Below are 17,299 nucleotides of genomic sequence, written 5' to 3'. Positions count from 1 at the left end.
GCCACGTGTCCGTAGGTCGACGGCCCACGAAACGCGGCCCGGCACCATCACCATTCGGGCGGTGCGTAGGTCAGCCCGTAACCCTCGAAGATCGCCGCGATGCGCCCGTCCTCCATCGCGTAGCGGATCGCATCGTCGACCTCGTAGGACAGCGGCTTGTAGGCGAAGTGGACCGCGACGCCGAGGTTCCATTCCGCCTTGGCAAAGCCGGGAAGCGGGGGCGCGTGCACCCCGATCCCGTCCTCGAGCCCCCATTCCAGCTGCGCCCGCGGTCCCATCGCGGCCATCGTCTCGCCCGCGGCTAGGGCGTCCATCGCCTCTTCCATGTCGGCGAAGCGGCGCACGCCCGCCCCCGTCTGCCCGCCGGCGAAGCTCGACAGGTAGAAATCCGAGATCGAGTCGTTCTCGACCGCGACCGTATCGAAACGGAAATAGGCCGGCACCGGCTTCGCGTCGGGATAGTCTTTCTCCGAATAGGCGATGGCGACGCTTTCGCGATGGTAGAGCCCGGTAAAGGTGACCTGTTCGACCCGGCAGGCAAATGCGCTGTCGTAGGGCACGCGCATCATCACGTTCGACACCGCGCCGCCGACAATCGGCCCTTTCCAGACGTGGTTGCGCAGATCCGCATCGAGGTTCTCGCCGGCGGCGACGAACCGGAACCGTGGCTCGACGCCGACGTATTCGGCGATGAGGCGCGCGAGGTCCACGTCGATTCCGCGGGGCTGGCCGCCGTCCTCCCACGAATAGGGCGGATAATCCTCGTACACCGCAAACGTCATGAAGCCGCGTTCGCGAATGGTGTCGATGTCCTGCCCGACGATGTCGCGCGCGGTGTTCTGCGGCTTGGGTTGCGGCACGTAGTCGGCGCAGGGGTCCTGCGCGAACGCCGGCGCTGCGAGGATCACGAGGATCCCCGCCGCCCGGCCAATGGACCGGAGGAGAGAGCGCATCGGCGGGCTCAGTTCGCGGCCGACAGGCCGATCGTCAGCGTCTCGGCGGCCTGCGCCTGGTCCGCGCCGTTGGCGAGCTGATTGGCCGCACGGAAGGCGACGCTGTCGGCGACAGGGGCGCCCGACATCGTCTCGATTTCTGCAGCGATTTCGGACAGGCGGGCCTGCGCGGTCTCGGCGTCGGCGGACCCGGCTTCGAGCGAGTCGCGTATCTCCTTCAACTCGGCGCTGTGCGCCTCCATCGTCGCGCCGTCTGGCCGCGTCTCGACATATGTCCGGATCGCCCATGCGGCTTCCTGCCCCAGAAGCTCGCCGAACGCCGGCATCTTGGTGACACCGTTCTGGGTATAGCCGTGCCGGAACCGCTCGACATACCACTCGTCGCCGTATTCCTCCGCCTCGAGGAAGCGAAGGTCGGGCGCGAGCCCGCCGGAGATGCCCTCCAGCCCGTGGCAGCGTGCGCAGTTCTGGTTGTAGCCGGACGCGCCGATGCGCACGGCCTCGGCCCAGACATCTTCGCCCACGGCGTCGGCGCGGTAGGGGTTTTCGGTCAGCCATTCTTCGCCGATCTCGGGCAGTGCGCCGGTATCGACGGGCTGAGGCGCGACGTCGCCGTGCGCCAGCGCGAGGCTCGCCGCGCAGGCGAGCACGAGCGCGGCCCCGGCGGGACGGATCAGCGGATGGGTCATGGTGGCTCCTCCCGTGGAACGCAAAAGGTGAGTGTCTCCTCTTCAATCGGTCTAATCCGGGGCCCCGGTTGCGTGGAATTGGACTTTCGTGGCGCGAGCGGCGCGGCGCCGCACGACTTAGGTCGGATAGAGGCGCCGCGGCGCGATTGCGTAGCGTGATCGGCAAGGGAGGACACACCATGCGAAAGTCGTTCACGCTTTGCGTCGCGGCGGTGATGTGGTGCGGCACGGTCGCTACGACCGCCGCCGAGGTCAACGTCGAGATCCATTACTTGCGGCAGGTGACGCCGACGCCGCCGACCCTGTCGAACCTCGATCCGCTGCCCGAGGATCTGGGGCGCGCGGGGGCCGAGGTCGGGCTTGCGGACAACCGTACCACCGGCGGATTTCTCGGCCAGACGTGGGGGATGACCGTGACCGAGGTGCCGGAGGATGGCGACTTCGCCGCCGCGGCCGCCGAGGCCCTCGGTCAGACCGATCTGCTGGTGCTCGATGCGCCGCGCGACGCGATCCTCGCTGCCGCAGACCTGCCGGAGGCACAGGACGCGCTCCTGTTCAACGCGACCGAGGAGGACACGACGCTCCGCGGCGCGGCGTGCCGCGCCAACCTCCTGCACACGTCCGCCTCCTACGCCATGCGCACCGACGCGCTCATGCAGATGCTGGTCGAACGGCGGTGGCGCGACCTCGCGCTCGTGACCGGCCCACAGCCCGAGGACGCGGCCTTTGCCGAGGCGCTGGAATCCTCGGCGACGAAGTTCGGCCTCGAGATCGGCTCGCGCGCCGAGTGGCGCTTCGATGCCGACATGCGCCGGAACGCGGCTGCCGAAGTGCCGCTCTTCACTCAGGACCTTGGCGAGTACGACGTCCTGTTGGTGGCGGACGAGATCGGGGATTTCGCCCGCTACATTCCCTACAACACGTGGATCCCGCGGCCGATCGCGGGGTCGGAGGGGCTGGTGCCCGCGACGTGGGCGCCGGTGGTCGAGCAATGGGGCGCGGCGCAGCTGCAATCGCGCTTCACCGATGCGGCGGGCCGAGACATGCGGCCGGCGGATTACGGGGCCTGGGCCGCCATCCGGTCCATCGGCGAGGCCGTCACCCGCACCGAAGCCGCCGATGCCCCGACGCTCCGCGCCTTTCTGCTCGGTCCGGATTTCGAGCTCGCGGGCTTCAAGGGCAGCCCGCTGACCTTCCGCGACTGGAACGGCCAGATGCGCCAGCCCATCCCTCTCGTGCATGCGCGCGCGCTCGCGGCACAGGCCCCGCTCGAGGGCTTCCTGCATCAGCTCAACCCGCTCGACTCGCTTGGCCTCGACGCGCCCGAGGCCGGCTGCACCGCCTTCGACGCTTCCTGACCCACGCCTCGCCGGCCGCGGCCACGGCCTCGGTCCGCCGCCTTTCAGAGGATTGATTTTGCCATGTTGCGCACGCTTCTTGCCTCGACCGCCATTCTTGCCGCGCCGGCGATGGCAGACGAGATCTGGGTGACCAACGAAAAGGACGACACGATCAGCGTGATCGACACCGAAACGCTGGAGGTCACGCGCACGATTTCGACCGGGCAACGCCCGCGCGGCATCACCTTCGCGCGCGATCATTCGGTCGTCTACATCTGCGCCTCGGACAGCGACGCGGTCCAGGTCATGGATCCCGACTCGGGCGAGATCCTGCATGACCTGCCGTCGGGCGAAGATCCCGAACAATTCGCGCTCGCTCCGGACAACCGGCATCTCTACATCGCCAACGAGGACGACGCGATCACCACGGTCGTCGACACCGAGACGCGCGAGGTCGTGGCCCAGATCAACGTGGGCATCGAGCCCGAGGGCATGGCCGTGTCGCCTGATGGCACGATCGCCATCACCACGTCCGAAACGACGAACATGGCGCACTGGATCGACACCGAAACACAGGAGCTCTTCGCCAATACGCTCGTCGATTCGCGGCCGCGTCATGCCGAGTTCGTCAAGGACGGCACCGAGCTCTGGGTCAGTTCCGAGATCGGCGGCACGATCACCGTCTTCGACGTCGAGACCCAGACCGAGAAGGCGAAGATCGGGTTCGAGCTTCCGCGCATCCATCCCGACCGGGTGCAGCCCGTCGGCTTCGAGATGACGGCGGACGACACGCATGCGGTGGTCGCGCTCGGGCCGTCGAACCACATCGCCTTCGTCAACGCGGAGACCTACGAGGTCGAGGACTACCTGCTGGTGGGTCGCCGCGTCTGGCACATGGAGTTCAACGAGGATCGCTCGCGGCTCTTCACCACCAACGGCGTCTCGGGAGACGTGACTGTCGTGGACGTGGCCGCGCGCGAGGCGATCAAGACGATCAAGGTCGGGCGCTTTCCGTGGGGTGCCGCGTTCCGTCCGACCGACTGAACGAACCGGCGGGCTGATCGGCCCGCCGCGCCGTGCTATGGTTCTGGCAGTGAGGACACGATCATGCATCGCATCCGCTTCATGGCGATACTGGGCTGCGCGCTCGCTGCCGGTCCGTCGCTGGCCGACGAGTACGGCACGCTCAACCCCGACGAGATGACGTGGGGCCGCGTTCTGGAGAATTCCGAGAACGGGGCCACGGACATGGTCACCTGCGCCTCGGGCTACATGCTGACGAAATCAGGCAAGCACGGCGCCGCGCGCGCGCTGTTCGAGCGCTGCGCCGAAGCCGGCTACACAGGCGCCATGACCTGGATGAGCCAGCTCGACAACAACGGGCTCGGCGGGGAGTACAACCCCGATGCCAGCGCGCGGTGGGACCGGCGCGCGGCGGAAGCGGGCGACCCGATCGGGGCCCTCAACCACGGCATCAACCTGATCCGCGGGCACGGCGTCGCACAGGACGTCGAAGCCGGCCGCGCGCTCGTCGACCAGGCGGCGGAAGCCGGCGTGGACGCGGCCGAACGACTGCGCTCGGCCGGCTACGATCTCGACGAGGTCACGCCCGACGCCGACAACTGGAAATACGCACCGCTGTTCTGACCGCGCCGCGCGGCGCGTTGGAGGTCAAAAAGTTCAGTCGAACTTTCTTGATGGCGCCAGAACCTTGGCTTCGCCGATGAGAACCTTCTTGCCGTCGACCGAGCAATGGCAGTCGAGCGTCACCCGTCGCTTGGCCACGTCGATGTCGACGACCTTCACCTCGGCATGAACCCGGTCGCCCGGGCGGACCGGCGCGAGGAATTTCAGAGTTTGGCCCATGTAGACGGTCCCATGACCCGGAAGCTGTTCGCCGATCACGGCAGAGATCAGCCCGGCAGTCAGCATTCCGTGCGCGATGCGCCCTTCGAAGATCGTGTCGCGCGCGTAGTCCTCGTCGAGATGGACCGGATTGCGGTCGGTCGAGACCTCGGCGAACAACTCGATGTCGCGGTCGGTGATCTCCTTTTCGATCGAGCGGGTCATGCCCATCTCGATATCCTCGATGCAGATGGTCCCACGCGGCAGGTTGTCGAACATGTCAGCCCCCATCGATGGATCGCCCGGAAATATTTGGCGCCGTCTGGGCGCAATCTCGCAACTTTATTGCGCTACAGGCGCCAAAGATCAAGCGCTGCCTTGGTCGCGAGGGCGGTCGCGGGGCTGTGCAGCAACGCTCAGCGCAAGTAGCCGATGGCGTAGCTGGGCGAGATCTGCTCGCGCGAGAGATAGTCCTCGAGCGCCGCACGGTCGGGTTGCCGGTCGGTCCGCGTCTCCGCGGCAGCGAGCCCGCCCGTGATGAACAGCGAATCGATGTCCTCGCCCATCGCGCCGTCGATATCGGTATGCGCTCCGTCGCCGATCGCGAGGATGTCCGACGTGGCGGGGACCTCGCCCAGTTCCGACAGGCGCATCCGCGCGAGGTCGTAGATCGGCGGGTGCGGCTTGCCGAAGTAGAGGCTTTCGCCCCCCATCTCCGTGTAGAGGCGCGCGATCGCGCCGGCGCACCATTCCCTCCGGTCGCCGCGATCGACCACGATATCTGGGTTGGCGCAGAGGAGCTTCAGCCCCTTCTGCTTGGCCAGAAGCAGCTCCGGGCGCAGCACGGAGGGCTCGGCATGCGGGTCGAACGGGCCGCAGCAGACGATGCCCTCGGCTTCCTCGAGCGGTACCTTCTGAACGTCGAGCGGATCATCCACGACCTTCAGCGGCGAGAAGAAGCCCGCATCGTGATCCTCCCCCACGAACCACACCATGCGGCCGACCGCGCCACGGAACATGGCCGCGCGCGCGCTGTCGCCCGACGTGGCGATCGTGTCCCAGGCGTCCTCGGGCACGCCCATGCGCGCAATCTGCCGCTCCACGTCCGCGCGCGGGCGCGGCGCGTTGGTCAGCAGAACAACGCGACCGCCGGTCTTGCGGTAGTCCTGCAGCGCCGCGACGGCGGCCGGATAAGCCGTGATGCCGTTGTGCACGCATCCCCAGAGATCGACGAGAAGCGCGCTGTAGCGGTCGGACACCTCCGCGAGGGAGTCGACGATCTGGGTCATGGAGAGGGCCTTCGGTGATTGGACGGGACGTCGCGGCGGACCCTATGCCGGGGGTCGAGGCGCAGCAAGCGCCGCCCCGTCGAGCGCGCCGGCGATCAGGCCGGGCAGGTCGCCAAAGCGGTCGAACCGCGCCGCGTGCGCGATCGTCTCGACGGCGCTCCGCCGGTATCCCTCGGTAAAGAGGAGAAAGCGTACGTCCGCCGCGGCGGCAGTCTCCGCATCGGTCTCGCTGTCGCCGACGTAAAGCAGCGGCCCCGCCCCGAGCGCCTCCGCCGCGGCGTGTAGCGGCGCGGGATCCGGTTTGCGCACGCTCAGCGTATCGCCTCCGACCACGGTCTCGAACAGCGCGGAGAGCCCCAGATGGTCGAGCACGTGGCGCGCCGGGCGCTCGGGCTTGTTCGTGCAAATGCCGAGCCGGTGCCCGTCCGAGCGAAGCGCCGTCAGCGTCCGCACCACGTCGGGATAGGGTTCGGTCAGCGCATGCGCCGTCTCGTAGCGGTCGAGGAAGGCGCGCAGCAGCCGCTGCTGGTCGTCCTCGGGCAGGGCGCGTGCGGCCCGCATGCGCGCGACGAAGACCGGCGCACCGGACCCGATGAAGGACACCGTTTCCGCCAGCGACAGCGGCGCCGCACCCTCGTCCGCGAGAATGGCGTTGGCCGCTGCGCGTATATCCGGCGCGCTGTGGATCAGCGTGCCGTCGAGATCGAAGACGATGCGGGCGATCGGGCGGGCTCCTCGGGCCGTGGCGCAGGCCGCCCCGAATGCGGGTGCGGCCGTGCGCGAGGGCGGGATCAGCCGGCCTTCAGGACCGGCATGATCTGCTTCTTGCGGCTCATCACGCCAGGCAGGACGACAGTGTCGCCGGACACCTGCGTGTCGAAGCTTGCCTCTGCGATCCCCTTCACGCGGTCGTTCGGCACCAAGAGCGTCGCCTCTTCCTTCAGGATGTCGATGACGAAGAGCAGTACCTCGTCGGCGCCGTCTTCCTTGGCGACATCGACCATCGAGGATTTCAGATCGTCCTTGCGCGACAGGATCTGATCGGGTGCCGTGGTTTCCAGAACGGAGACGCGAAGCTTGGTGCCGTCGACCTCGTACTCCTTGGAATCCATGCGCAGAAGCTCGGCGTCGGAGAAGGCCGAGACATCGGACTTTGCCGCGAACATCTCTTCGGCGTAGCCCTCGACATCCACGCCCAGTTCCTCGGCCAGGGCATGGGCGATCGCCTTGTCCTCCTGGGTCGTCGTGGGCGAGCGGAAGGCCAGCGTGTCCGACAGGATGCAGGTCAGCATGGCGCCCTTGATCGACTTCGGCGCGCGGGCCATGTCCTTGCCGATCATCTTGTAGAGGATGGTGGCAGTGCAGGCGAGCGGCTCCACCCGGATCTGGATCGGCCCCTTGGTCTCGATCCCGCCGACGAGCTTGTGGTGATCGATGATCGACCGGATGTCGGCCTTGTTGATCGACGCGGGGAGTTCGGCGGGATTGTTCGTGTCGACGATGGCGACCGGCGCCCCTTCGTCCACGTCGCCGATGATCTCGGGCTTGTCGAAGCCCCAGCGGTCCAGCATGAACGCGGCCTCGGTGTTCGGCTCGCCGAGGAGGACGGCGCGGGCGTCCTCGCCGCGCACCTCGTTCAGGTACCAAGCCCAGATGAGAGGGCTGCCGGTGGAGTCGGTGTCGGGAGATTTGTGGCCGAATACCTGGATGGTCATTGGATCCTCGTGTCCGTGACGGATTTTCGCCGCGCTTATAGGTGGGGCCGCGCGCGTTGTCACCCGCAAGCGGGCGGCGCGGCCGGCTCAGGTCAATAGACCCGTTCGCCGAAGATCGCGGAGCCGACGCGCACATGCGTGGCGCCTTGCGCGATCGCCTCCTCGAAGTCTCCGGACATGCCCATCGACAGTCCCGAAAGGTCGTTGCGCGCGGCGAGCTTGGCGAGCAGGGCGAAGTGGAGCGACGGCGTCTCCTCGACCGGCGGGATGCACATCAGGCCGCGCACCGGAAGGTCGAGCGCGCGGCACTCGGCGACGAAGGCGTCGGTTTCATCTGGGAGAACGCCGGCCTTCTGCGGTTCCTCGCCCGTGTTGACCTGAAGGAAGAGGTCGGGGCAGTGCCCGATCTCCTGCGCAAGCCGGGCGATCGTCCGCGCGATCTTCGGGCGGTCGACCGAATGGATCGCGTCGAAAATCTCCACCGCGCGGCGGGCCTTGTTGCTCTGCAACGGACCGACGAGATGCACCTCTACGCCGTCGTAGCGGGCGCGGAAGTCCGGCCACTTGCCCTCGGCCTCCTGCACCGTGTTCTCACCGAAAAGCCGATGGCCCTCGTCGAGGACCGCCTTCACCCGTTCGTTCGGCTGAACCTTGGAGATCGCGATCAGCGCCACGTCGGCGGGTTTGCGGCCAGCGCGGGTGCAGGCGTCCTCGATGCGGGTGCGGATATCGGTCAGTCCCACGGCGCGTCTCCCCAGGCGTCGAAAAAGGGTTGCAACTCGGTCTCGAAGCGCCGCCAGGCGGCGCGGCGTCCGGCATGGATCGGCTGGCGCGCCTGCGCCACCGACAAGGTGCGCACAGTGCCGCCACCCGCCAGATCGAGGCTTTCCGGCGCGAAGTCCAGGCCCGCAGCCGCGGCGAGGCGCCGCGCGGTCGGGTTCGGATCGCCGACAAGATCCTCGTAGGCGATTTCGGTCACGCGGTCGGGCAGGCGCGCGCGCCAGTACGCGATGCTGTCGCGATAGGATTTGAGCGCGTGAGCGATATCGCCGAGGTCGGTGGCGTAGCGATGCGTGCCGGTCCTGAAGTGGTTCTTGTAGATCGACAGCGCGGTGTCGCGCGGGTCTCGGCGGATGGCGACGAACCGCGCGTCGGGCAACGCTCGCGCCAGGTAGCCGAGCACCATGTGAGACTGGATCGACTTGTCGGTGACGACCCCGTCCACCGCGCCGGTGTCGAGCCGCAGGAAGTCGCGATAGCGCGCCCCCAGTGCCGCGAGTTCCGCGCCGGACATCGCCGAGAGGCGCTTGACGCGATCGCCCGACACCGTGCGTGTCCAGACAAGCCTGAGCGCGCGGGCGAGTTCGCCACCGGCAGTCACGCCTGCGTGGCCGGCGAGGATGCGCTCGGCCAGCGTCGTGCCGGACCGCGGGGGCCCGATCACGAAAACAGGGCTGGGCGCGTCTGTCGTCGCCGCGGGCGGCGCGAATGTCGCGTCGTCCTGCGCGGCGCGAAACGCGGTCTGCTCGCGCATGTGCGCCGCGCGGTCGTAGGGCGCCGCGATACGCTGAAGCCGGTTGGCGGCGTCGAGATGCGGAAACACCTCCTCCCATGCGCCCTGGTCCTCGCGCGCCTTGGCCATGGCGAAATGGCCGTGCAGGCGCGCGGCATCGGGGATCTTCGGTTTCGTCAGGAGCCTCTCGAGCCCCGGCATCAGTGGATCGTCCGCCGGGACGGTCAGCGTCGCGAAAAGCGTGCGATAGAGCACGCCCTCGTCGGGATGGCGCGCGATCAGGCCGCGCAGAAGCTCCTCCGCGTCGGCGAAGCGGCCAGCATGCTGAAGCCAGATCGCCTTGTCGGTCTGGGCATGAAGCGGAGTTTTCGCGACGGCGACACGTCGGTCAAGAAGCGCCATGACGCGGGCCTCGTCACCGGCGACGCCGAACGCCGCAAGCGCCGCATCGAGCAGCGCAGGGTCGTCGGGTTTCAGCGCAAGGGCGCGGTCGATCTGGCGCAGCCGCGTCGCGAGGTCGCCGCGATACCCGGCGATCAGGGAAAGCTGCAGCGGGATCTCTGGCGCGCGGGGCTGTTCCATCCCCAGCCGCGTGAGCGCGGCGCGCGCGCTGTCGAAGCGGCCCGCCTCGATCTCGGCGAGGGCGGCCTTGTAGCGGGCGGCGGGGCTCTCGGCCGTGCGGGTCATGCGCGGGCTCCTTTCCGGATCCCGGTCTAGGCAGCGCCCGCACAAAAGAAAAGAGCGGGCGCAAGGCCCGCTCTTTCCGTAACTCCGATCTCGTGAGAGATCAGAAGCTCATGCGGATACCGATCGAGTAGGTGTCGAAACCGTCGTCGTCGAAGAGATCGTCGTCGGTCTCGGTGTTGCCGTAGCCGGCACGCATCGAGAGGCCGCCGCCGAAGTCGTAGATGGCTGCGAGGCCGTAGCCGGACACTTCGTAGTCGTCCGACTCGTACTTGCCGTAGTTCACGCCAACTTCGAAGGCGTTGATCTCGTAGCCGATGCCGACGCCGTAGTGGTCGATCGAGTCGTCCGTCAGGCCGGCCGCGTCTGCGAGGTCATCCTCGAGCGAGGTCTGCGAGTAGGTTGCACCGAAGGAGATGCCGCTGGCGAGGCCCGCGGTGGCCGCGATGCCGTACGTGTCGCCGAGGTCTTCGATGGTCTGGTAGCCGAGACCGGCTTCGACGGAGACGCCGCCGAAGTCGCCGGCGTAGGACACGCCGAGGCCGTAGACGGAGTTGCCGATGTCTTCGCCGAGGAGGGTGACATCGTCGTCGCCGTTCGCCAGCTGCTCAGCCGAGAACGAGAAGGTGAAGGCGTTGAACGCGTAGTCGAAGCGCGCGATCTGGCCGTCGCCGGTGCCGTCGAAGGACAGGCCGGAGTCGGTGCCGAGCAGAACGTGGCCGTCCTGGTCGTCGTAGCCGCCGTGGCCGGTTTCGTCGTCTGCGAGCGAGCCGCCTGCGAGCGCCATTTCCGGCATCGCTGCGTCCATTGCGCCGTCGGTGTCACCCATGGTCAGGGTTGCGCCGCCGAACGAGATGAACATGTTCTCGCCGCCCTGCACCGAGGGGCTCTCGAAGTCGGGCTGGTCGGTCGCCTCGTCGAGGTCGATCGTTGCACCGAACGAGATGCCGTTGTCGGACTCGCCGGTCATGGTGAAGGTGACGTCGAGGTCCGTGAAGAACTGCGAGTCATCGTTGCCGTTGTCGAAGATACCCATCTCCGCCTGGCCGGACAGAGCCACGCCGAAGTCCTGGGCCGATGCGACGCCTGCCGTTGCAACCAGCGCCGTGGATGCAAGAAGAATCTTTTTCATGTGTTCCCTCATGTGTCTTAAGGCACGTACCAATCCGGATGCCCGGCCTTGATGGGACTGTCTATGCGCCGGTGACCCCGCGCCACGCAAGGCGGAGCCCGGAGCGTTGCGGAACAACCTTTTTGATGGTGCACAATTGCCACAAAGGTCTGGACCGGCTGGCAAAGCGCTCGTCGACCCAGCGGCGGAGCCGACTTGTCGGACGCCGCCGCGCCTTGTAAGGACAAGCGAAACGGCAAGGACGGGCCGCGGCAAACGGCCGGGAGCGGGGACGATGACCATCATGCGCATGTATCGGGTTCTGGTGCCCATCGCGGCCCTTGGCCTTCTGGCCGGGTGTGGCGCGTTCAGGGGCGACACGCCGCGGCAGCCGGTCGAAACCCGGCCTGCACAGGACATCGCGGATCAGGAGATCTACGGCGAGCAGGGCCCGCCACGATCGACCATCTGGGACTTCTTCCGCCCGCGCGGCGAGCCCGGCACGGTCGGTGCGGTCAACCGCTACATCTGGAACGCCTCTCTCGAGACGCTCAGCTTCCTGCCGGTCGAATCCGTCGATCCGTTCACCGGGGTGATCACCACCGGCTACGGCGTGCCGCCCGGCGGCGGGCAGGCCTATCGCGCGACGATCTACGTCAGCGACCCGGCGCTCGATGCGCGATCGCTCAACGTCGCGCTCGCCACGCGCGGCGGTCCGGTGTCGCCCGCGACCGTCCGCGCGGTAGAGGACGCGATCCTGTCGCGCGCACGGCAGCTGCGCGCTGCCGACGACCGGTTCTGATCGGCGTCAATCGATGATCGGACGTGGGTCGAGCGTTGCCAGGCGCTCGACCCAGTCGACGTGCCTGGGCAGGCAGACGGTCCGCAGGTCGTAGGTCTCGACCACATGGGCGCGCGCGGCGCGACCCAGCCGGGCGCGGGCCTCGGGATCGTCGAGCAGCGCGCACAGGCCGTCGACCAGCGCCTCGCGATCGAAGAAATCCACCATCCGTCCGGTCTCGTCTTCGGTCAGCACCTCGCGCACCGGACGCGTGTCCGAGGCGAGGATCGCGCATTCGGCGCTCATCGCTTCGATCAGCGACCACGACAGCACGAAGGGATACGTCAGATAGACGTGCACGCGGCTGACCTGCAGCATCGCCAGGAAGCGCGAATAGGGCACCCGTCCGAGGAAATGCACGCGCGCCCAGTCCGCGTCCGAAATCTGATCCCGCACCTCGTCGATGAAGATCTGCTTCCACGTCTTTCCGGCGGGAGGCTTGGCGCCGTAGCTCGTTTCGTCGCCCCCGATCATCACGATCTGGGCGTTCGGCCGGCGGCGCAGGATCTCGGGCAGGGCCCGCATGAAGACGTGGTAGCCGCGGTAGGGTTCGAGGTTGCGGTTGATGAAGGTCACGACCTCGTCGTCGCGGGTGAGGATCTGCCCGTCGCCGACCTCGAGCGTGGCGGCCGGATCGGGCTTCACCTCGTCGGTGAACACGCCGTCATGGGCAATGGTGATCCGCTCCTGCCACCGCTCCGGGAATGTCGACGCCTGGAACCGCGTCGGGCTGATCCCGGCGTCCATGACCTCTTCGTGCAGGCGGTTGTTGAGGTTCTTGAGCCGGATGCGCATGCCGGTCAGGCTGGGATTGCCGCGGTCGAACTCGGCATCGAACCGGGTGAATTCGTCGGTCGCGAGATGGTAGAGTTCGCAGTACAGGCCGAGCCGCGCGTCCGGCCACACGTCCTTCAGGAACAGGCTCTCGCCCCAGCCGTGGTGGGCGAGGATGACGTCCGGATTGTAACCCTTCTCCTTCATCTCGCGGGCGGCGGCAAAGCACGATGCGCCGCGCAGGATCTTCGTTTCGAAATCCTGCAGCCACGGATGGATGCCCTCGGTCGATCTGCCCTTGATCGTGTAGGGCACGAGCCGAACGCCATTCCACGTCGTCGGCTTCTCGACTTTCGGGGTGAGCGAGACCACGTCGTGACCGCGCTCCACGAGGGCGGGGGCCAGGTGTTTGTACTGCCCCGGAAAGTTCTGATGGATCACGAGAATTTTCACGGTCTGCACTCCTGGTCCGCTCGCCCGACGCGTCATGCCATATCGGCCCGCGCGGGGGAACGTCCCCACGACTCGCCTGTCGGCGACGGCGGCGCGCGCGCCACAGCGGCACCGGTGCGCGGGCGAGCTCATGCGCATGTGCGCCCAGCGTTAGAGGCGGTCGCCGCACGCCGCACGCCGGATCGCCGGGCCTCAGATGAAGATGACGTCGCCGATGTCGAGCGTCGCCACGCTCAGCCCGACGACCTCGATCCGGTGTCCCTCGTAGACGAGCAGGACCGAGTCGGCGCCGTCCACACGGGCGTCGGTCGGATTCAGGGCCTCGAGCTTGCCGGCCAGTCCGCTGCCCGGTGCATTGTCGACACCGACAAGGCGCAGCCGGTCCAGGCCGTCCTCGAAATCGGTGATCCGGTCGACGTCGCCCGAGGCGAAATCGTTGAAGGCGAAGACGTCCGCACCTGTGCCGCCGGCCATCACGTCGAAGCCGGCGCTGCCGTTCACCGTGTCGTTTCCCGCGCCGCCGTCGATCGTGTCGTGGCGCCCGCCGCCCGCGAGAAAGTCGTCGCCAGCGTCGCCAAAGATCCTGTCGTCGCCCTCGCCGCCGCCGATCGCGTCGCCGCCGTCCTCTCCCGACAGGAGGTCCCGCCCCGGCCCGCCGCCGAGGCTGTCGTCGCCTGTGCCGCCGAACACCGTGTCGTCTCCGAAGCTGGCGCCCGACGTGTCGTCTCCGTCTCCGCCCAGCAGCCGGTCCATGCCGGGGCCGCCGTTGACGATGTCGTCACCGCCGCCGCCGTCGGCGATGTCGTTCCCGGCACCCGCGCCGATCGTGTCCGCATCGCCGCCGCCGGAAATCGTGTCGGCCCCCGGGCCGCCGCCGATCCCGTCGGATCCGTCGCCGGCGAGGATGCTGTCGTTTCCGAGCGAGCCCGAGAGCCTGTCGTCACCGCCGCCGGCATCGAGCGTATCGTTGCCGGCGCCCCCGCCGATGGTGTCGTCGCGCGCCGTGCCGGGCAGGCTGTCGTTGCCGTCGGTGCCGACGATCAGCTCTCCGGGCACGCCGGCCTTCGGAGGGACGCCGCCATCGGAAAGGTCTGTGACGGTCACGGTCGCTGCGACCGCGTCGTCCAGCGTGCCGGTCTCGGGGTTCCGGGCGGTGACGGTAACGTCGTAGCGGTTGTTGCCGTCTACGTCGGCGGGCGCCTCGAAATCCGGTGGCTCGACGAAACGAAGGACGCCGCCAATCAGGACGAAGGCGGCGGCGTCCGGTCCGATGAGACCGAGATTGGCGCCGGGCGCACCGCGCGCGGTCAGCACGACACCGAGCCCGTTCTCGGAAAAGCGCGGCGCGGTCTCGGACAGGCTCAGACCCGGCTGCGGCAGCGTTTCGACCACGTCGGCGACGGTGATCGCAGCTGTGGCCGTCGCGGTTTCGCCCTGCGCGGTCGCGCGCACGGTCACGCGATAGACGTTGTCGCGATCGAGATCGGCCGGCACCTCGTAGTCCGGTGGCGCGACGAAACGCAGAACGCCGTTCGCGCCGAGAACGAAGCGCGGCGCGTCCGGGCCTGCGAGGGTCAGCGTCGCGCCCGGTGCGCGCGCCGTCAGCACCGTGCCGGTCGCGTTCTCGGGGAAGTCGAGCACGCTACGCGACAGAACCAGTGTAGGCGCCGACCGAGTGGCCGAAGCGGTCAGGGCTGGAATCTCGTTGTCCATCGTCGAACCTCCGCCGCGGTCGCTGCATCTCGGCACGGCCCCTCCTGAAGATCACGGAAGTGGTAAACAGCCGGTGAACGCCGACCGGACCGCGCCGCCACTGGACGCGCGGGCGGGCGGCGCGTAACACCGCGAGAGGCCGGTGCCGCCGGCCCGCCCTGCCGTTTCGAGAGATCCCGCGATGCCGCGCCGCCCTGTTCCGACACGACTGGACCGCCGGACCGTTCTGGCCGCTCTCGTCGTGGCGCCGGCCTGCGGCTTCACGCCGGCCTACGGGCCGCAGGGCTCGGCCGGTCGGCTGCAGGATTCGGTTGCGTTGTCGGAGCCGAGGAACCGGGCGGGCTACGTGCTCAATCGTCGGATCGAGGAACGCCTCGGCCACGCGCCCGGCGGGCGCTATGCGCTCGAAACACCGATCGATACCGGCGAGACCGATTTCGGCACCACTTCGACGGGAACCACGACGCGCTATCGCGTCGTCGGCAGCGTCGATATCCGACTGCGCGACACGGCGACCGGTGCCGTGGTGCTGGAGGATCGGCTCGACAGCTTCACCGGCTATTCGGCCACGGGCTCCGCCGTCGCCACGCTCGCGGCGGAACGCGATGCGCTCGAGCGGCTGATGACGCTTCTGGCCGACCGGATCGTCGACCGGCTGATCCTCGCCGCGCCCGAACTGCCCGGGTGATACGGCGATGAAGCTTTCGGCACGCGACGCGCCCGCCTATTTCAAGCGGCCCGATCCCGACGCCACCGGGATCCTCATCTATGGCGAGGACGCGATGCGCGTGGCGCTGCGCCGGCAAGAGGTCATTGCCGCGCTCATCGGCCCCGAGGGCGAGACCGAGATGCGTTTGACGCGGCTACCGGGCGGAGATTTGCGCAAGGACCGCGCTGCCCTGCTCGACGCCATCAAGGCACAGGGGTTCTTTCCGGGGCCGCGGGTCGCCTTCGTCGAGGACGCGACCGATGCCGTCTTTCCCGCGATCGAGGCCGCGCTGGCGGAGTGGCGGCCGGGCGACGCACAGATCGTGGTGACGGCCGGTGCGCTCAAGGGCGGATCGAAACTGCGCAAGGCGTTCGAGGGTCATCGCGGCGCGTATGCCGTCGGCATCTACAATGACCCGCCGGGGCGGGCCGAAATCGAGGACACGCTGACCCGCGCCGGCCTCGTGTCGATCGACCGCGCCGCGTCGGACGCGCTCTTTGCCCTCGCGCGCGAACTCGATCCGGGCGACTTCCGCCAGACCGTGGAGAAGGTCGCGCTCTACAAATACGACGACCCGACACCGCTCGAGGCGGCGGAGGTGGCGCTGCTGGCGCCGGCGACGACCGACGCCGAGGTCGACGACGCGCTCAACGCCGCGGCCGACGGAGAGGCGGACCAGCTTGGTCCGATCGTTCGGCGGCTCGAGGGGCAGGGCGTGCAGCCCGTGCAGGTGACGATCTTCGCGCTGCGCCACTTTCGCGCGCTCCATGCCGCGGCGGCCGATCCCGGCGGGCCGGGGCAGGGGATCGGGCGGCTGCGGCCGCCGGTCTTCGGTCCGCGGCGCGACCGCATGCTGCGGCAGGCGCAAGGCTGGGGCATGCACCGGCTGGAGCAGGCGGTGCGGATCCTGACCGAGACCGATCTCGCGCTCCGCTCGGCCGGACAGCATGCACCGGCAATGGCGCTTGTCGAACGGGCGCTGATCCGCCTGGCGATGCTGGCCCGCCGCTAGGGGCACGGGCGCTTGCCGGACGCGCGGCACTGGGCCAGTCTCGGTGCGGGCAGAGGAGAGACATCAATGAGCTATACCGTCATCGGCATGCGCCAGAGCCGCGCCTTCCGGGTTCTCTGGATGCTGGAGGAACTGGGCCAGGACTACACCCATGTGCCGGCCGCGCCGCGCTCCGAAGAGGTGACGCGCGTGTCCCCGCTCGGCAAGCTGCCGGTGCTGCTCGACGGAGATCACGTCATTCCCGACAGTGCGGCGATCCTGACCTATCTCGCCGACAAGCACGGCGGGTTCACCCATGCGGCCGGCACGCCCGAGCGGGCGCGGCAGGACGCGTGGACCTTCCGCATCCTCGACGAACTCGACGCGCTTCTGTGGACCGCTGCGCGGCACAGCTTCGTCCTGCCCGAGGCCGACCGGGTTCCCGAGGTGAAGGACAGCCTGAAGTCGGAATACGCGCGCAACCTCGAGCGCCTGACCAAAGAGATTCCGGGCCCGTATGTGATGGGCGACACGATGACCGTGCCCGACATCATCCTGTGCCATTGCGGTGGCTGGGCGATTGCGGCGAAGTTTCCGCCGCCGCCGGACGCCTTCAAGGCCTATGCAAAGAACCTGAGATCTCGCGAGGCGTTCGCCCGGGCAGACACGCGGGACTGAG

18 protein-coding genes are annotated in these 17,299 nt (G+C 68.4%); 7 read left to right on the top strand and 11 right to left on the bottom strand.

Annotation, left to right across the window (positions count from 1 at the left end; translation table 11 throughout):
- Positions 1–47: 47 nt before the first annotated feature.
- Together ROJ8625_RS03110 and pedF are read right to left on the bottom strand one after the other, a co-directional pair.
- Positions 48–953, bottom strand: coding sequence for a substrate-binding periplasmic protein (locus ROJ8625_RS03110; RefSeq protein ID WP_085790366.1), 906 nt, complete (start codon positions 951–953; stop codon positions 48–50).
- A gap of 8 nt (positions 954–961) precedes the next feature.
- The gene (gene pedF / locus ROJ8625_RS03105; protein ID WP_085790365.1) at positions 962–1,642 is read right to left on the bottom strand and encodes a cytochrome c-550 PedF; all 681 of its coding nucleotides are present in this window, start codon (positions 1,640–1,642) and stop codon (positions 962–964) included.
- A 179-nt stretch (positions 1,643–1,821) separates the two neighbouring features.
- Between pedF and ROJ8625_RS03100 the strand changes: the two genes are divergently transcribed.
- The 3 genes from ROJ8625_RS03100 to ROJ8625_RS03090 all read left to right on the top strand — a co-directional run bounded on the left by ROJ8625_RS03100 (position 1,822) and on the right by ROJ8625_RS03090 (position 4,629).
- Positions 1,822–3,000 carry a lanthanide ABC transporter ABC transporter substrate-binding protein PedA1 gene (locus ROJ8625_RS03100; protein WP_085790364.1) on the top strand — a complete coding sequence of 393 codons (1,179 nt, stop codon included), beginning with the start codon at positions 1,822–1,824 and terminating at the stop codon, positions 2,998–3,000.
- A 63-nt stretch (positions 3,001–3,063) separates the two neighbouring features.
- Positions 3,064–4,026: a YVTN family beta-propeller repeat protein gene (locus ROJ8625_RS03095; protein WP_085790363.1), complete on the top strand. Its 963-nt coding sequence runs from the start codon at positions 3,064–3,066 to the stop codon at positions 4,024–4,026.
- A gap of 63 nt (positions 4,027–4,089) precedes the next feature.
- Positions 4,090–4,629, top strand: coding sequence for a tetratricopeptide repeat protein (locus ROJ8625_RS03090; RefSeq protein WP_085790362.1), 540 nt, complete (start codon positions 4,090–4,092; stop codon positions 4,627–4,629).
- A gap of 33 nt (positions 4,630–4,662) precedes the next feature.
- Here ROJ8625_RS03090 and ROJ8625_RS03085 read toward each other — a convergent pair whose 3' ends face one another.
- The 7 genes from ROJ8625_RS03085 to ROJ8625_RS03055 form a co-directional block, all read right to left on the bottom strand.
- The gene (locus ROJ8625_RS03085) at positions 4,663–5,106 is read right to left on the bottom strand and encodes a MaoC family dehydratase (RefSeq protein WP_085790361.1); all 444 of its coding nucleotides are present in this window, start codon (positions 5,104–5,106) and stop codon (positions 4,663–4,665) included.
- 137 nt (positions 5,107–5,243) lie between these two features.
- A complete protein-coding gene (locus ROJ8625_RS03080; RefSeq protein ID WP_085790360.1) occupies positions 5,244–6,116 on the bottom strand; it encodes a TIGR01459 family HAD-type hydrolase in 873 nt (290 codons plus the stop codon).
- Positions 6,117–6,158: 42 nt separating this feature from the next.
- Positions 6,159–6,830 (bottom strand): phosphoglycolate phosphatase, encoded by a 672-nt coding sequence (gene gph / locus ROJ8625_RS03075; RefSeq protein WP_306372286.1) that lies wholly within the window; start codon positions 6,828–6,830, stop codon positions 6,159–6,161.
- A 77-nt stretch (positions 6,831–6,907) separates the two neighbouring features.
- On the bottom strand, positions 6,908–7,831 hold the full coding sequence (locus ROJ8625_RS03070) for a manganese-dependent inorganic pyrophosphatase (RefSeq protein ID WP_085790359.1): 924 nt from the start codon (positions 7,829–7,831) through the stop codon (positions 6,908–6,910).
- Positions 7,832–7,923: 92 nt separating this feature from the next.
- The gene (locus tag ROJ8625_RS03065; RefSeq protein WP_085790358.1) at positions 7,924–8,574 is read right to left on the bottom strand and encodes a YggS family pyridoxal phosphate-dependent enzyme; all 651 of its coding nucleotides are present in this window, start codon (positions 8,572–8,574) and stop codon (positions 7,924–7,926) included.
- Positions 8,565–10,031 (bottom strand): tetratricopeptide repeat-containing sulfotransferase family protein, encoded by a 1,467-nt coding sequence (locus ROJ8625_RS03060; protein WP_085790357.1) that lies wholly within the window; start codon positions 10,029–10,031, stop codon positions 8,565–8,567. Before ROJ8625_RS03060 ends, ROJ8625_RS03065 begins: the two co-directional genes overlap by 10 nt.
- 100 nt (positions 10,032–10,131) lie before the next feature.
- Positions 10,132–11,160 carry a porin gene (locus ROJ8625_RS03055; protein ID WP_085790356.1) on the bottom strand — a complete coding sequence of 343 codons (1,029 nt, stop codon included), beginning with the start codon at positions 11,158–11,160 and terminating at the stop codon, positions 10,132–10,134.
- Positions 11,161–11,434: 274 nt separating this feature from the next.
- Here ROJ8625_RS03055 and ROJ8625_RS03050 point away from each other — a divergent pair, with 274 nt between their 5' ends.
- Positions 11,435–11,941, top strand: a complete 507-nt coding sequence (locus ROJ8625_RS03050) for a DUF3576 domain-containing protein (protein ID WP_143535023.1) — start codon at positions 11,435–11,437, stop codon at positions 11,939–11,941.
- Between the two features lie 6 nt (positions 11,942–11,947).
- Here ROJ8625_RS03050 and ROJ8625_RS03045 read toward each other — a convergent pair whose 3' ends face one another.
- Both ROJ8625_RS03045 and ROJ8625_RS03040 read right to left on the bottom strand, forming a co-directional pair.
- Positions 11,948–13,207, bottom strand: coding sequence for a glycosyltransferase (locus tag ROJ8625_RS03045; protein ID WP_085790773.1), 1,260 nt, complete (start codon positions 13,205–13,207; stop codon positions 11,948–11,950).
- 192 nt (positions 13,208–13,399) lie between these two features.
- Positions 13,400–14,920 (bottom strand): calcium-binding protein, encoded by a 1,521-nt coding sequence (locus ROJ8625_RS03040; RefSeq protein WP_085790355.1) that lies wholly within the window; start codon positions 14,918–14,920, stop codon positions 13,400–13,402.
- 181 nt (positions 14,921–15,101) lie between these two features.
- On the opposite strand from ROJ8625_RS03040, the gene lptE reads away from it, so the two are divergent.
- The 3 genes from lptE to ROJ8625_RS03025 all read left to right on the top strand — a co-directional run bounded on the left by lptE (position 15,102) and on the right by ROJ8625_RS03025 (position 17,298).
- Positions 15,102–15,608 carry an LPS assembly lipoprotein LptE gene (gene lptE, locus ROJ8625_RS03035; protein ID WP_085790354.1) on the top strand — a complete coding sequence of 169 codons (507 nt, stop codon included), beginning with the start codon at positions 15,102–15,104 and terminating at the stop codon, positions 15,606–15,608.
- Between the two features lie 7 nt (positions 15,609–15,615).
- On the top strand, positions 15,616–16,641 hold the full coding sequence (holA, locus tag ROJ8625_RS03030) for a DNA polymerase III subunit delta (protein WP_085790353.1): 1,026 nt from the start codon (positions 15,616–15,618) through the stop codon (positions 16,639–16,641).
- A gap of 66 nt (positions 16,642–16,707) precedes the next feature.
- A complete protein-coding gene (locus ROJ8625_RS03025) occupies positions 16,708–17,298 on the top strand; it encodes a glutathione S-transferase family protein (RefSeq protein WP_085790352.1) in 591 nt (196 codons plus the stop codon).
- The last annotated feature ends 1 nt before the right edge of the window (position 17,299 follow it).

Origin of the sequence: Roseivivax jejudonensis (genome assembly GCF_900172265.1) — a bacterium.
Lineage (GTDB): Bacteria > Pseudomonadota > Alphaproteobacteria > Rhodobacterales > Rhodobacteraceae > Roseivivax > Roseivivax jejudonensis.
Note: the sequence above shows the minus strand (reverse complement) of the source record. Positions and strands in the feature narration are given on the sequence as shown.